Annotated in this window: 13 protein-coding genes and 2 pseudogenes; 5 read left to right on the top strand and 10 right to left on the bottom strand. The window is 49.6% G+C overall.

Features of this window, described 5'->3' with window-relative positions:
* Positions 1-151: 151 nt before the first annotated feature.
* Positions 152-288, top strand: a pseudogene (locus tag ACVKSX_RS13695) (STM2901 family protein); the annotation flags it as partial.
* A 151-nt stretch (positions 289-439) separates the two neighbouring features.
* Here the strand turns inward: ACVKSX_RS13695 and ACVKSX_RS13690 are convergent.
* The 3 genes from ACVKSX_RS13690 to ACVKSX_RS13680 form a co-directional block, all read right to left on the bottom strand.
* Entirely contained in the window at positions 440-1,183 is a 744-nt protein-coding gene (locus ACVKSX_RS13690; protein WP_132500185.1) for a hypothetical protein, read from the bottom strand.
* Positions 1,168-1,563 carry a hypothetical protein gene (locus ACVKSX_RS13685; protein ID WP_132500184.1) on the bottom strand — a complete coding sequence of 132 codons (396 nt, stop codon included), beginning with the start codon at positions 1,561-1,563 and terminating at the stop codon, positions 1,168-1,170. Before ACVKSX_RS13685 ends, ACVKSX_RS13690 begins: the two co-directional genes overlap by 16 nt.
* Before the next feature lie 450 nt (positions 1,564-2,013).
* On the bottom strand, positions 2,014-2,154 hold the full coding sequence (locus tag ACVKSX_RS13680; protein WP_163762738.1) for a hypothetical protein: 141 nt from the start codon (positions 2,152-2,154) through the stop codon (positions 2,014-2,016).
* Between the two features lie 523 nt (positions 2,155-2,677).
* On the opposite strand from ACVKSX_RS13680, the gene ACVKSX_RS13675 reads away from it, so the two are divergent.
* The gene (locus ACVKSX_RS13675) at positions 2,678-3,805 is read left to right on the top strand and encodes a DNA cytosine methyltransferase (RefSeq protein ID WP_163762739.1); all 1,128 of its coding nucleotides are present in this window, start codon (positions 2,678-2,680) and stop codon (positions 3,803-3,805) included.
* A 3-nt stretch (positions 3,806-3,808) separates the two neighbouring features.
* Positions 3,809-4,804 carry a DUF4928 family protein gene (locus tag ACVKSX_RS13670; RefSeq protein WP_132500181.1) on the top strand — a complete coding sequence of 332 codons (996 nt, stop codon included), beginning with the start codon at positions 3,809-3,811 and terminating at the stop codon, positions 4,802-4,804.
* 342 nt (positions 4,805-5,146) lie between these two features.
* On the opposite strand, the gene ACVKSX_RS13665 is transcribed toward ACVKSX_RS13670, so the two are convergent.
* Together ACVKSX_RS13665 and ACVKSX_RS13660 are read right to left on the bottom strand one after the other, a co-directional pair.
* Positions 5,147-6,133 carry a hypothetical protein gene (locus ACVKSX_RS13665; protein ID WP_242459394.1) on the bottom strand — a complete coding sequence of 329 codons (987 nt, stop codon included), beginning with the start codon at positions 6,131-6,133 and terminating at the stop codon, positions 5,147-5,149.
* A 135-nt stretch (positions 6,134-6,268) separates the two neighbouring features.
* Positions 6,269-7,252, bottom strand: a complete 984-nt coding sequence (locus ACVKSX_RS13660) for a tyrosine-type recombinase/integrase (protein WP_163762740.1) — start codon at positions 7,250-7,252, stop codon at positions 6,269-6,271.
* A 68-nt stretch (positions 7,253-7,320) separates the two neighbouring features.
* Here ACVKSX_RS13660 and umuC point away from each other — a divergent pair.
* Positions 7,321-8,354: pseudogene (umuC, locus tag ACVKSX_RS13655) on the top strand (translesion error-prone DNA polymerase V subunit UmuC); the annotation flags it as partial.
* Between the two features lie 108 nt (positions 8,355-8,462).
* Here umuC and ACVKSX_RS13650 read toward each other — a convergent pair.
* From ACVKSX_RS13650 to ACVKSX_RS13630, 5 genes are all read right to left on the bottom strand, one after another.
* Positions 8,463-8,849 (bottom strand): hypothetical protein, encoded by a 387-nt coding sequence (locus ACVKSX_RS13650; RefSeq protein ID WP_163762741.1) that lies wholly within the window; start codon positions 8,847-8,849, stop codon positions 8,463-8,465.
* Between the two features lie 51 nt (positions 8,850-8,900).
* Complete coding sequence (locus tag ACVKSX_RS13645; protein WP_163762742.1) at positions 8,901-9,455, bottom strand: hypothetical protein; 555 nt, start codon at positions 9,453-9,455, stop codon at positions 8,901-8,903.
* 82 nt (positions 9,456-9,537) lie between these two features.
* Entirely contained in the window at positions 9,538-10,119 is a 582-nt protein-coding gene (locus tag ACVKSX_RS13640; protein ID WP_242459395.1) for a DUF4145 domain-containing protein, read from the bottom strand.
* Between the two features lie 234 nt (positions 10,120-10,353).
* A complete protein-coding gene (locus tag ACVKSX_RS13635) occupies positions 10,354-11,067 on the bottom strand; it encodes a tyrosine-type recombinase/integrase (protein ID WP_163762743.1) in 714 nt (237 codons plus the stop codon).
* Between the two features lie 165 nt (positions 11,068-11,232).
* Positions 11,233-11,514, bottom strand: a complete 282-nt coding sequence (locus ACVKSX_RS13630) for a hypothetical protein (protein WP_163762744.1) — start codon at positions 11,512-11,514, stop codon at positions 11,233-11,235.
* Between the two features lie 811 nt (positions 11,515-12,325).
* Between ACVKSX_RS13630 and ACVKSX_RS13625 the strand changes: the two genes are divergently transcribed.
* Complete coding sequence (locus ACVKSX_RS13625; RefSeq protein WP_163763188.1) at positions 12,326-13,963, top strand: hypothetical protein; 1,638 nt, start codon at positions 12,326-12,328, stop codon at positions 13,961-13,963.
* Positions 13,964-14,045 lie beyond the last annotated feature (82 nt).

The raw sequence follows: 14,045 nt of genomic DNA, 5'->3' as shown, positions 1-14,045 counted from the left end.
GCCTGCTCAACGTCCGCTTTGTGCCAGGAGCGGACATTGCTAACACAGGAATGTACTAATCTGTGTGGGCAGGCCAGGAAGCCTCTGATGGAAATTTGTTAAATTTTCGACCATGCTTTTGTCCAAAGAAAACTTCAGTAGGATGAAGATGATGGACACGGTAGAAGAGCTTAACGGAACATACTTCTATAAAGGAGTAGCTAATATTTCGGCAGGCGAACTTTTTTCTGGATTTTTTTAGATGAAGTGAATGAATACTTTAACGGCATTGCAGATATTGTAACTATGCGAAATAATAATTACTTGAAAACAAGTTGTTTTCTTATGTGCCTATTAGCCTAATGCGGGTCGGCCACGGTGTAAAGGCCAGATTGTAGGCGGTGATATGAATTTTGAGGAATAAAAAACCCGCAGAAGCGGGTTAGTAGATGCTCATGGCTCAGGGGATAAAGCCAATTCTGAGGCAGGTTCCTCGGGATATAATCAGCACGATAAATTTTTGAACTGTAGTTTGGAGCTGATTAGGGTCCCATTGGGAGGTGTTAAATAAGCGACCTCGGTTCCAGGGCAGGAAGCCGTTATGCCTACCAATACCTTTCTCGCCAAGCACATCTTCGAATGAACCGCCATTCTCATTATAGATTCGCACTTCACCAGCACGAATCATCGGGCCAGCCCAAATGCGCGCACCAGGTATCGTCTGCATATCATCACAAACTAAATGCTCATACCAGTTCAGCATGAAAACATATGTCCTGCTCATGATGCCTTTACGATGGCTCGTAGGCTGGATATAAGCTCCAGCGACCTGGAAACAATCTATGTCTTGGCCATCTTCAACGAAGCTATAGTTACGAAGCCCAACCCGTCCAGCGGTGACGTTATTAGCCTCATCAACGACGGCAGATCGGAGAAGTTCCTGAATAATGTCCTGCTCGTTTAGCCCGTCATCTTCATAGTCTAAAATCATGTTGCTCAGTTCAACATCGGGGATGTTCGCACCTACACGCTCAATGAGAACGTAGCGAACGACATCATCCTCTGGTTCGATGATTTCGTGTTCTGAGATTTTGAAAAGTGACCTGGAGGCAAGGAGGAAGCCGAAACGAACAGAACGAGTGTCCCCTGTGTGAGGCCACTCGCTCAGATCTTTTCTGTAGGATTCTATTAGTGTAGGAGCCATTTCTCAGCAGAACCATTAGCTTTAATATTGCTCATGATTCTACCATTAGTATCAAAGAAACGACGAATAGAATGCTCAATAATCTCAACGAGATCGGCCATTGATCGAGCCATCTCAGGGTACTGTTTCGCAGGTTTAACAATGAAACGAACGCGATCACCAAGCAGGACTACTTCTGCCAACGGCTTAACCGTAGCATCAGCATTGTCCACATCATCTTTGAAGGTGACAATGAAGTGAAAATCTTCAGGCGCAGTCATCCCTTCATTGTCAAGTGTGCGCACCTGAAGCATATGCTGCTTAAAAGTGTGCGTTGCAATGATGCTGGTATGATCACGAATTGTCTGAATAGAACGTTTTTCGTTCATTACGTCGTGCATGTATCCACCTTAGCTGTGTGCCGCATTGGCCTCTCCAGCGAAAACCGCGAAAGCATTACTTATGCGGTCAACTAGGCCGTGGGCCACATTGGCCTCTCCGGCGTTCTCCATCAAGGGAGAAAAGGCTACGAGTATGCGTAGGTCTACATTAACTACTGACGCATTCGTCAGCAGTTGACTAAATCTACGTCATTACTCAAAAATGATCAAGCCGCTGGTTGTCAGTTACCCAGCAAACAAAGGGGGGGTGCTGGGTTGTCATTGCTTTTTTGAAGCTAATCAGACATCCAAAATCATCACTTGTTGCGATGATTTGACCAATGGCACAACGTAGCACCGTGAACGTTGTGGGAAAGGATCTCACGTTTCGTTTCCTGCTTTAGCTGATCGCTATGGCTAACATAAATCGGGTTTGCAGCATCGCAAAACAACACCCCATGAGCCGGCGGCTTAATCACGCATCCAATCAGCGGCAAGCTGAGCGCCAACGGTAGTATCATGCGAACTTCGGACTGCATTGATAACTTCATTTTTCACATCCAATGTGTGCCGCAGGCGCTTTCTGTCTTCACGCTCTGCTTTGATTTCCATTGACCGGCGAGCAGCCTGGCCACCGAGATAGCAGCCGTCATCATGGTGCTTGCTGGACTTAATGGTAAAGGCCAAGAAGCATTACGCGATTCCCTTCTGGTATTTGCGAACCTGAGACCAGGCAATGAACACGGCAATTGCAACTGTGGCCACACCGAACACAATCACTAATAGTGTCACCGCTGGAAATGTTGTCCTGAGCCTTATCCATTGCATGAGTGATCTGCGGATGTAAGCATCCCGGTAAACCGGACCATTCGCTTTTAGAGAATATCCAAAAAAAAGGTTTAGTTATCCTCTGTGGGGCCAATGTCCGCTTCTCGCTCACAGCGGACATTCGCCTAATGTCAGTCCGCTTTGTGCCAAAAGCGCACATTGGAAACACCAGGCTGTTTTAATCAACGGGGAACAGGTTACCATTACAGCTCAATTCTTCGAACAAAAGCACTCAATACTATTTGTTTACCAATGCCTGATAGAGCAGTTTATGGGATGATGAGGGGATGAATATGGGAGAAAATGCGTGAACATAATACCAATTCGTCGCGAGTCCAAATGGACTGCTTTGGAATTCTTTGCTGGTATAGGTCTGGCCAGAGCCGGTATGGAACAGGCAGGTATAAAAACTGTTTGGGCAAATGATTATGACGTAAACAAAAAAGCTATGTATGAAGGCCACTGGCAATCCGGAGATTTCCTACTTGCTGACATTCATTCTTTGAAGAGTAAGGAATTACCTACCGCCGATATCGCCTGGGCATCTTCCCCCTGCACAGATCTGAGCCTAGCGGGTAAACGTGTCGGTCTTCGTGGTGGACGTGAGTCGTCGGCCTTTTTCGGATTTACAGATTTAATCGCAGGAATGCATGATCGCCAACCTGAGGTAATCGTGTTAGAGAACGTTATCGGACTTGCCTCCTCCCACGAAAGAGAAGACTTAAGAGCCGCGGTAAAAGAATTTAACTCTCTGGGCTATTCAGTCGATGCAATCACACTAGATGCCCGTCGATTCGTTCCTCAGTCACGCCCCCGACTTTTCATTATTGGGGTAAAGAATCCTGTTAATGGTGGCGAACAGGATACGTGCTTGAGGCCTGACTGGCTTTCTTGGCTTCACAAAGATCCAGAACTAAACACTTTCATGATGCCATTGCCGAAAGCTCCTGATCTGCTGAGTAATGGTTTTACTAATGAAATTGAAACCATTCCAGACAATGATGCCCGCTGGTGGAGTGCGGATAAGGTAGCTTTCTTTCGGGAATCTATGGCGACTGTACAACGCGAACGTCTGGATCAATTTGTTAGCATGAGCGGCACTACAGCTCGTACTGCATATCGCCGTACGCGTAATGGCATCCCGGTATGGGAAATGAGGCCTGAGGATATTTCCGGTTGTCTCCGTACACCTCGTGGCGGCTCTTCTAAACAGGCTGTTGTTATGATGGGTAATGGATTACTGAAAATTCGCTGGATGACCGGGCTCGAGTATGCACGTCTGATGGGGGCCGGCTGGTTCACGCTTGATAATTTGCGTGACTCGAATATTCAGTACGGCTTCGGAGATGCTGTTGTTGTGCCAGTGGTCAGCTGGGTAGCAAAAAATATGATAACCCCTCATCTTGAGGCCTCAGTAGCTCACATGGAAATTTAGTGAATGAACAAACTCAACCCTACTGAAGCATACCTGGAAGCGGCAAAAAATTGGTACGAGAATCAGCGTGCTCAAAATGGCTCAATGAATACCAATGTCATGAATGCAGGTTTGATTGTCTCTCGAATGGCGGCCGACGGTATGCCTATCACTGATGAACGACTTTACAGTGACGGTAAGAGTCAGGTACGCGGTTTGAGTGGACCTGCTATCGCAAAGATCCTCGAGCAACATGGTGAAACGCGTATTTTCACGCGAGAAGGCGGCCGCACCTCAAGAGGAACCGTCTTTCTTGCTGCAGCTATCAGGGACGTGCTAAACGATGCTAAAATTTTAGTAAGTGATCCTGTTAATGCAGCTTACATTTCATCCCAACTTGAAATATTTTTTACGAAGTGTGTGCGGCTTGATTACTTCGACAAGCAGAGAATAACTGTCGATATTGATCATACCAAACCCCTCTCTTCTGTCATCAGCGATATTCTCAGAGCAGCTGCAGAACGCTCTGATAAGCCGACAGGTGCCGTACTTCAACATCTCGTAGGTGCCAAACTACAGTTACGTTTTCCGGAAGAGAAGATTGGTTCAGACAGGGCTAACGCTGCTGATATGCACACTGACCGAGAAGGCGATTTTCAGGTAGGTACCACGGCATTTCACGTCACCACGGCCCCTATGGAAAAACTGATTTCGCGTTGTGTCGAAAACAAAAGTGCCGGATACAGACCGGTTATCTTAACTCTTGAAAGTAAAGTTCAGGCAGCGAGACAAATGGCTGATAACGTAGGCATGTCCGAACAAATATCTGTGCAGTCCGCTGAGATTTTTATCGGTACAAATATTGAGGAGATTTCCACTTATGATGGTGATCGCATTCGCGAAGGTTTAGCCAAATTGATTCGAATATATAACTCTCGTATTGAGCAGATTGAGATTGATAAATCCTTGATGATTGATGAGCCTCGATGGGTTATTAACATATTAGATCGGGGCAGCTAATTTTAAGCTATTTATGTTGGTTATAATAAAAACTTACTCTCTATCTGACCACTATTCACCATTACAGATTAGGAATGCCATTCATTGTTGTAGAGAATCATCATCCGCAGTCTCTCCGCCCGTAGCAACCAATGCTGCTTTAATGTCCTTAGCCATATTTGTGATCTGCTCCCTGTTAATTCTCACAGAGCGCTTCCCCGCATGGGTCCAGATGACAGCCATCGCCTGCAGCATGGCGAGCGGATAATGTATTTCAGTGAGTAGATCTTCCCGACGCGATTCAGGCTGGCCCAGATGAGCTTCAGCCAGACCGGATCGTCGATAACACGAGGATTGAAGTCGCTACGGAGCAGGGGGCGCATCCGGTGTGGAAAGATGACGGGCAGGGCTGAATCGCAGGCGGCCCCAGCCCCAGTTGTCGTAATCAATCATAAATCGGTGCAGTGAAAAGATAAAATGCGCCCTGGAATGCGGCATCATGGGCTCACCGGATCGTACCGATTTTCGGGTGCCTCGTGCCGTGCCCAGCTGAAGTTCGTCCACGTTCATCCGGCCTACCGCCGCGATGAAGCTGGCGCAGGTTTCCATGGTCCAGTCTGTCGGTTCCCGGATCTGCGGATGCTCACTGCCAAGCCAGAGGCCAAAGCGCAGAATAAAGCTGTACTGGCTTTCACGGGTGCGCGGCCTGAGCACAGACGTTTCGCGCCAGCGCCGGCACCAGTGCACCCAGGTCGGATCGATTCCTTCCGAAGGCTTTTCGTACCATTTTGTATAGTTTCGCATCCGTATCGGGGCGCTGATAATACCCAGCGCAGCGAGGCCGTGTGAAACCCGCCCGATATACTGGGAAGTCCCTGCGTCCATGCCGGACTGGACCTGCCACAGCAGTTCCGGCGTAAATGTCTCAAGCCGCGGATCCCTGTTTACGATCATCAGCGTAGCCAGCATGCCTGATATGTGATTTTTCTGACTTGCAGGCGCATAACCCAGCGACGTCAGCGTATCGGTCAGCCGGTGCAGTTCCTGATGATAAATAAGCTGGCCAAAGATGGCGCAGGCACAAAGCGCCGGTTTCCGGATATCGGGCAGGCTTAGCGGGTCATGCAAATCTGCCAGATACCAGGTAAATGCGGCCATCAAAAGGCGGCCCTCCCTGACTTCCCGGCAGAGCGTCTGCCAGCGTTCCTGCGGCCAGCACCAGCAGGGCATGCCGGTTGCATGCATTTCGTGCAGCAACCCGGCCATTACCAGCTTGGCGATTTTGCTGCTGCATCCGCTTCCGGCGGCAATATCCTTCAGTGGCCTGATAAGGTCCGGTGCAGGTTTCATCCGCAGCATACGGGTCCGACTCTGAGCGCTGCTCAGTGCCGTCCGTTCAGTGGAGGTCAGTGACGCCTCAAGCCGGTATTCAGCAATATCGCGAATGGACGCCAGATGCTTTCAATCGGTGTGTGCGGGCTCATATTATTTCTCCGGACTGAAAATGAGGTTCGCCATCATGATATCTGCCGCTTCAATCGCACCCGCCACCCTGGCGGCAAGATCCCGACACGACAGATGAATATAAATCTGGATGGTCACCGTATCGCGGTGCCCCGCATAGGTCGCAAGCTCGTGCAGCTTCCAGCCTGTGCGGGCCAGATGCGCCAGATGAAGGTGCCGGAAGGTAAGGGTTGAGATTGACGACATCCCGGACTCAAGCGCCCATTTCCGGACCGTTTTGTTCCAGGTCCAGAATGAAAGCCGCGCGCCTGGATTCCGGTCGGACGCGGAACGAAACAGTGCACCCTGGGCGATTCCGTTCCCCTTCATGTGCATAAGGTGGGCGGCCAGCATGGGCACCATTGCCGGGCTGTAACAGACAATTGGTTCACGCCGGTTCTTGGTGGTTTCTGCCCGGATACGGATAAGCCGGTGTGCAAAGTCGAAGTCGTCGATACTGAGCGAAGTAATTTCCGACCGCCGCAACGCGCCGTAATAGGTTAATGCCAGCATCAGGCGGTCACGGAGTGGAGAAGCAGCGGCATGGAAAAGAAAGGACTGCCACTGCGCATCGTCAGGAATACACGGCAACTTTACGACGCGGGGAACCAGTCCCCGGCCGGAAATCAGCATGCCAGGTGTGCTGGAGCGGGGCAGTGGATTGACAGTAAAGAGATCGAGGTACATGAGAAAGTCATACCAGAGACTGAACGCCGACAGGCGCAACTGAAGCATGGCGCTTGCTGCAGGAAAAGGCATTCCGGGTAGCTGAGGGCTGATATAGGCTGCCAGGTCTTCAAAACTGGCCTTTTCAGGTTCGATCCTGCGCTGGCTGCAAAACGCAAAATAATGGCGGAGGGCACTGCGGTAGGCCGTGAGTGTTGCCTGCGCCTGGCCCAGATCGGACAACAGCTTCATCCAGCGCTCCGCCAGTACTAAGACATCCTCATTTGGTGTAATCATCATTGTGTCTACCTCTGACAGCAGCATTGCTGCTCAAAGTTTACTCAATCAATGTTGCATTCTACTTAACTTACTGTCTCAGTCAGCGTGTTATGATGGCTCTGGAAGAAATGACACCCCGCGTGGAACAGTATTTAATCGATGAAATGTTCCTGGACCTGACTGGTATCGATGGCTTGAACATTTTGGCCGGTGCCTGCGCACGCATGTGCTGGCTACAACCGGTCTGACAGTCGGTTTGGGTATGGGGCCGACTAAAACGCTCGCAAAGAGTGCTCAGTGGGCGAGTAAGGAATGGCCACAGTTCCGTGGTGTGCTGGCGCTGACGCCAGGAAATATCCGGCGTACCGAAACACTTCTCTCAAAACAGCCTGTGGAGGAGGTCTGGGGAGTTGGCAAACGTATCGGTAAACGGCTTAACCTGATGGGGATCAGTAATGCCCTGCAGCTGGCGCACGCGCACCCTGCCCTTATCAGGAAAAACTTCAGTGTTGTGCTTGAGCGGACTGTCCGTGAGCTGAACGGTGAATCCTGTATCCCACTTGAAGAACTGCCGCCCGCTAAGCAGCAGATTTGCTGTTCAAGGTCTTTTGGTGAGCGCATCACCTCAAAGATACTTATGCAGCAAGCGCTTTGTCAGTATGCGACCCGGGCCGCTGAGAAACTAAGAGGGGAACGTCAGTTCTGCAGGCGCATCAGCGTTTTCATCCGGACATCACCTCACGCAGAGAGTGAGATTTTCTATGGTAACAGTGCCGGCGAGAAGCTAAGCCTGCCAACACAGGATACACGTGATATTATCGAGGCCGCTATGCGATCGCTTGACCGTATCTGGTTAGAAGATCGCCGGTACATGAAAGCTGGCATTATGCTCGACGACTTCACCCCAAATAGCGTCAGTCAGCTGAGTCTCTTTGATGATGTGCAGCCGCGGGCCAACAGTGTACAACTGATGAAGGTGCTGGACGGCATCAATCAGTCCGGGCTGGGCAACATCTGGTTTGCAGGACAGGGAGTGAGTACAGAGTGGAAGATGAAACGGGAGATGCTTTCGCCGGCATGGACGACACGATGGGATGACATCCCTGTTGCCCGTGTATTGTGAGTGCTGGCAACCAGTTCCCTTTAGCTTCGTGAATGCAATGCTATTGTATTACACATGTAATACAAATGAAGATGGAAAATAAAAAACCCGCCGCAGCGGGTTATAACATTAACCGATTCGTCGCAGCCTCGGTGAACCTGCCAGCATTCCGGACTGGCGCTCAATAGCAGCCTGTGGCTTCCAGTCACTGTGATCGCGACGCTGGCGTCCCGAGCCGGTCACCATTTCCCTAAGTCGTTCTACAGGCGTGCGTTGCTGCTGGCCAACATAAACGACCCGCATAAGAGACTGCATCATCACATTGTTCACGCTGTCAGCACTCTTAAGGCCATGACGGGCCAGGCGTGAAGCAACCAGTTCATCAAGCACGGCGCGATATTCACCGGTAAAGTCACCGTATGTCAGAGAGGCAGGAACAGAACCAGGACGGCTCACATCGGGCGCTGCCGGCCCGGCATTACGCTCAATAGCAGTTTTCAGTTTCAGTATGGCCATAATCCCCCCTCAGTTATGAATAATTTAGCACAGAAGGCGCTCACAAAACACTCAGCCATCCATTCGTTTGACAAGCACCTTAGCCCGAATTTTGCAGCCACGCTTTTCTCTGTTCTCATCAGCAGCACTGAACTTATAGCCCTGCGAACGGTAAAGCGGCACAAGCGCTCTGTCAGGCTGGCTGACCATCGCCGTCCGGGCTCCGTACGCCTCCGCAAAGCTTTCCGCTACGATCATCCCCACCGGCAAAAGATAACCACTGAGCGGATTCGGGAACGGGTTAGATTCGAGGTAGCGTAAAGTGACATTGATACGGCGGCGAGATACGCGGGCAAAAAGAAGACCGCACAATTCATCACCACACCAGATACCGACATCAATTTTATCCCGATTCTGAACGCGCCTCGCCAGCCAGTTAAAATCTATGCCCAGAAAGGCACGGTCGGGATGCTGGCGCCACGCCGGATGTACAATAGCCCAGCCATCAGGGACTATCTTATCGAGATGAATAAGATTCACCGGCAACACGTGCCCAAAGTTATCGTCGATAGTCAGGATGGCCAGCGCCTGTGCCCTCTTTTGCCTGTGTTCCTGAAGAGTTGCCATTGCGACCTCAAAAGTATATCAACAACTACAATTGCAATACATTTGTATGCACAAAGAAAAACATATGCACTGCATTTTTGTATTATTTCCGCATGGTAAATGCAGTTTTAAGTCTCTGAACAATATCTGAAAGGTCCGGGGAAACATGGCAGAATTTTTTAACAATTAATTCGAGGATCAGGCAGGCTTCTTCAAGGTCTTTGTGAGTAATGGCATTTCCGTGACTGCCTACGTTCCCCACAGCCTTGAGCGCATGAATGGCCGCGCTTTCCTGCCCGAATACATGCAGTCCTTTTTCAATTCGATCGTGAAGACTGCCAACTTTGGGCACATCCATGACGTCCATAAGTATTTCCAGAAGGCTTCTGATTGCATTGGCCGCAGCAGCACAGTCAAGCGTCAGAAGGGATGAAATTACGTTCAGCTGCGCTTTAATATCTGGCGGACAGCCCTCAGGCTGAATAAACAGCGGAAGAGGAGGGATAAACACTTTTGCCCTGAACATATCGATTATATCGACCTCAACGCCCTCACGCGTCTTCAGAACCTTTTCATCGCGCCAGCCTTCACCCGAGACGGCTATCGTTTCAAAACAACCCAGCCTTGTACATTCAAGCAGCCCCCGAAAAAACATACGAGACGTCACCGTGATCAAAATCAACATGACTGACTCTTTTATTTGTCGCTGCAGACGTGTCGAAGTTAAACGAACCCGCCTGGATGCGAAGCGTCTGGTTGTAGCAGGACGGGCAAAGCCAGGCAGGACACTAATCGTGCGTAAAAGACGTAAAAAGCGAAGGAATATTTTTCATTCAGCATCCTTGTCAGCCTCAGAAGAGAAGCGGAATTAAATGTAACGTGTAATACATATGTATTTCTTTAGAAATACAAAGGCAATTCATTTTCGGGTAAGCATACCCGCATAATCCTGCGCATCCAGGCTGAACCGGATCCCCAGCTGCGGTGCCACGTCCAGCGCAAAAACCTTCAGGTACTGCTCGGTGCTTTCATAGCGCTCGTGTCCCATATAGGTCTGTACGACCTTCGGCGGCACGTGATTCAGGAACAGGTGCATTGCAAAGCTGTGCCTCAGCGTTCTCGGGCTGACCGGCGTGACCGCAAAAGCAATGCCGGCCGCATCAGCTCTGTCGATCGCCTGCTGCAGCCAGCTCCACGCCGTTTTCCGCGTAACCGCAAACAGCGGGGTGCGCCGCCCGGGCCGGAAGGTGGCCAGATAGCGATGCAGCTCCCGGACGAATGCGCCATCGAGGAGCGGCACCACGCGTGCGACCTTCTCGTCCTTTGCCGGACGTCTCCGGCCACGGCTGCGCTGCTTGAGCGTCCGCAGGCGGACGAACGGACGCGGACCGTCCAGCTGCAGATCTTCCGGGGTGACCATCAGCGCCTCGGTGATGCGCGCGCCGGTGTTCCACAGAAACGCAAAGAGCATGCGCTGGCGCTCGTCATAAAGGCAGCTGAGCAGCACGGCCACTTCCGGCGCCAGCAGGTACTTCGGCAGGTCGGGCTGCAGCAGCGCCATGCCGCGCAGGGCGAGTGCCGTTTCCCAGCTCTGCGTGGCCACACCGGTGGTGCCGGTCGCAGGCATCAGCATGACAAACTCCTGAACTGCATTTGTATTACCTCTGTATTACGGATGAACCACATAAGGAATGCAAAGGTCGTGTTATCGCAATCCGGTGCGTACCTGAATGCGTACACACATGCATGACAAATGAATTACCTTTGTCATACATAAATCACTGTCCGGCCGCATAAATCAGGGCGTAAAGCCGTCATCCTGTTCCGGTTCCTCATGGTCCCTGTAGCCGCCCGTGGCCTCCGGATACTCCTCACGCCAGCGGTCCAGCGCGGCTGCCGGCGCCGCCGGATAGTACTGCTCAGCGAGACCGCCGGCACCGCTCAGCCACAGCACCAAGGTGCTCCCGTCCCGCTGCGCGAGGGTCAGCACGCCGTGCTCCAGGAGCGTCAGGCGCTCTGCCGGGGTGAGCGTAAGCCCGCCCGGGCTCACCGCCGGGATGTCTTCAGGTGATAATGTCATTGATACCGTCCTCGTCTGAGACTGTCAGTGGCCGCAGGCACCGCGTGACAAATGTAATACACAGGTAATACAGCGGCGCGCTGGGCGAATTCTTTCCCTTTAGCAGGGGCAAACCCCGCCAGATTTCAAAATCCGTAAATCGTCCTTCTGACGCCTATTCTGCCCCCGTACAGAAGCTGCCGCCACCGAAATAAATTGCGGGTGTGCAAAGGGGAGGGTAACAAAACCCGGCGTATTCCGGTATCTGTTACGCAGGAAAACCGCAGCTCCGGCCCCGAACGGACGGGATTAATTCGCGGAAGGGCCCCGCAGGCCGCGCGGTGTGAGGGATAAGGCCGGAAAGGCGGGGCAGGGGAGGGCGGGTAACCGTATGCCTGTTTTGTTACCCTATAGGCAGTAAGTTCAGGCTTTAGCAACAAAGAAGATTATGCGAGGCAAAAAAAAAGCCACCTGAGGGGTGGCTTTCGAAAGTTTGGCCCGAATCAGTTCCGGGAATTACCCACAGACAAAAAGAAAGGGCCGTTTTTTTCGGGGATGTTCGTCGCTGTTCATGCGAGGAACACAAATGGGTTATGATGGGTAAATTATACCATGTGATTACAGGGACGCAAACATAATGAGGCTTGATAATCGGTTAGTACGTGAAGGTCTTACAACCCGGCAGATTTTTTTTATTGAGTGCTGGGCCAGTTTGTCTCATAAAGAAAGCATTGATACTGACAGGGTCAGTTACAACAATCCTCTCAATGCACTCAGAGAGCTGATGTATCTTTATCGTTTTAAAACGAAATTTTAAGCCGTTGAAAAGCGCATGCGGGCTGCAGAAGAGCTTTTTGGGCTGTTAGAATCTGATCCTGTTCTAAAAAGTAGTGCGTTTCAGGGCCTTCCTGACCAGATAAAAACACTGTTGGTTAGCACTAATGTTCTGAAGGATCCATTAAAAAGCGCCATCGAGAAAAATTACAGTCTGATGGAAAGTCTGATCGTTCAACTGACTGTAATGCTCAAAGACTTCTACATTAAAGAGTCTCTCATTCTGCTGGAAGGAAAACTTACTCCAGAAGATGAACCCACAGACCAGGATCTTAATGATATTCTCTCGATATCAAATGGAATAATGAGTTTCATGCTGACGCTCGGGATGCCTTTAGCCGAGTGTTATCTGCTTTACACGCGCATATTAATGGGTAAAAGCCTTCCTGACTTCAGTAGCAGATATGTATCATGGAAAGAAAAAATCCTTTCCCCTGAACAGAAATACACCGTAACGCTGATAATAGAAAACGATAAGTTGCACGATATGCTGTTAGCGGACTCACCCCCTGTACAGTTCAATGGGTGTACCTATACCCCCTTTACAAAACTGCAGGGAAAGAAAGCAACACGGATTGAAATTCAGACAAGCGGAATGTCAGTCCTAACGGCCAGAATGCGTGCTGACGTAATATTAATGGAATCTCTCGATGTTATGGCCTGTATGATAGGTAACAGCGTCGTTAATATTCATAATAAATTTGATGCGACTGATGAGTCAGGAAACACCATTACAATTCTGGGATTTGATAACGCGATTAATGTTAACCAAGACAGATTGACTGTTCGTGAGTTTTCGCATTTTATTAACTCCATGAGGAAGTTATACTCTAATTCATCAGAGCTCTCGGTTAAAAAGATAAGTTCAGCCTTTCATTTTTTCAAAAATGGCGTAGGAAGTCACTCTAAAGAAAGTCGCTTTACATCCTTCTGGTCCGCCCTTGAGTCGCTAACACTTGGGGTTTCTACACGGGAAAACATCAGACATGATGAACACATTATATACGCTGTTGTTCCGTGTATGGGAATGGACTATGTTTTAAAACAGATGGTTGCAATCAGAGGCATCATCCGTTATCTGAACCTGCACATCTGTGATGATAACGGTGCACGAATCAATTTTTCTACAACAGATCTCGCTGAAATTTACCTGAACATCAAAAAAGAAAGAATAAGAACTGAATTACTTTCAGCTTTGGAACCATACCTTTATGCTCGATTTATGCTTAAAAAGTTGATCCTTGTTTGTACTAACCCCCGCGAGATGGGGAAAAAAATCATCAGGCATTCAAATAAAGTCACGCTCCATATTCACAGGCTTTATCTGCTTCGTAATGGTATTGTTCATAACGCGGAATCTCATACAGACATTGATATTTTAACAGCGAACCTTGAGCATTATTTGCGTGGTGCTATAAATGCAATGTTTTATACCGCGTACGCCTTGCCAAAAGTGCGATCTCCGGAGGAAGCATTTGTTAGATATCATTTTGTGTACAATAATCTGGTAAAAGAACTGGAACCGACGTTTGGTCTGTCCTCAAGCTTAAGCAAATCAATCGAGAATGAAATTCTGAATGGCGGCACTACACCCTCGGATAGTAAGGTTATCGAATGGCTCAAATTACACGTATGATATTTATAAATATTTTATAAACTTGTTCTCATATTTATAACTGATATTGTATAAAAGAAAATATTGAGTCGGCATAATTGCC

It is taken from the genome of Pantoea sp. PvP021 (assembly GCF_054056055.1).
The sequence above is the reverse complement of the archived record's forward strand: the minus strand, read 5'-3'. Positions and strand labels throughout refer to the sequence as shown.

What these genes read in the sequence shown, in the direction of transcription:
- ACVKSX_RS13625 (WP_163763188.1), top strand. Translation starts at nt 12,326, where the DNA reads ATGCGGGCTGCAGAAGAGCTTTTTGGGCTGTTAGAATCTGATCCTGTT.
- ACVKSX_RS13650 (WP_163762741.1), bottom strand. Translation starts at nt 8,849, where the DNA reads ATGGCCATACTGAAACTGAAAACTGCTATTGAGCGTAATGCCGGGCCG.
- ACVKSX_RS13680 (WP_163762738.1), bottom strand. Translation starts at nt 2,154, where the DNA reads ATGGAAATCAAAGCAGAGCGTGAAGACAGAAAGCGCCTGCGGCACACA.
- ACVKSX_RS13690 (WP_132500185.1), bottom strand. Translation starts at nt 1,183, where the DNA reads ATGGCTCCTACACTAATAGAATCCTACAGAAAAGATCTGAGCGAGTGG.
- ACVKSX_RS13670 (WP_132500181.1), top strand. Translation starts at nt 3,809, where the DNA reads ATGAACAAACTCAACCCTACTGAAGCATACCTGGAAGCGGCAAAAAAT.
- ACVKSX_RS13685 (WP_132500184.1), bottom strand. Translation starts at nt 1,563, where the DNA reads ATGCACGACGTAATGAACGAAAAACGTTCTATTCAGACAATTCGTGAT.
- ACVKSX_RS13630 (WP_163762744.1), bottom strand. Translation starts at nt 11,514, where the DNA reads ATGACATTATCACCTGAAGACATCCCGGCGGTGAGCCCGGGCGGGCTT.
- ACVKSX_RS13635 (WP_163762743.1), bottom strand. Translation starts at nt 11,067, where the DNA reads ATGCTGATGCCTGCGACCGGCACCACCGGTGTGGCCACGCAGAGCTGG.
- ACVKSX_RS13660 (WP_163762740.1), bottom strand. Translation starts at nt 7,252, where the DNA reads ATGATGATTACACCAAATGAGGATGTCTTAGTACTGGCGGAGCGCTGG.
- ACVKSX_RS13665 (WP_242459394.1), bottom strand. Translation starts at nt 6,133, where the DNA reads ATGAAACCTGCACCGGACCTTATCAGGCCACTGAAGGATATTGCCGCC.
- ACVKSX_RS13640 (WP_242459395.1), bottom strand. Translation starts at nt 10,119, where the DNA reads ATGTTGATTTTGATCACGGTGACGTCTCGTATGTTTTTTCGGGGGCTG.
- ACVKSX_RS13645 (WP_163762742.1), bottom strand. Translation starts at nt 9,455, where the DNA reads ATGGCAACTCTTCAGGAACACAGGCAAAAGAGGGCACAGGCGCTGGCC.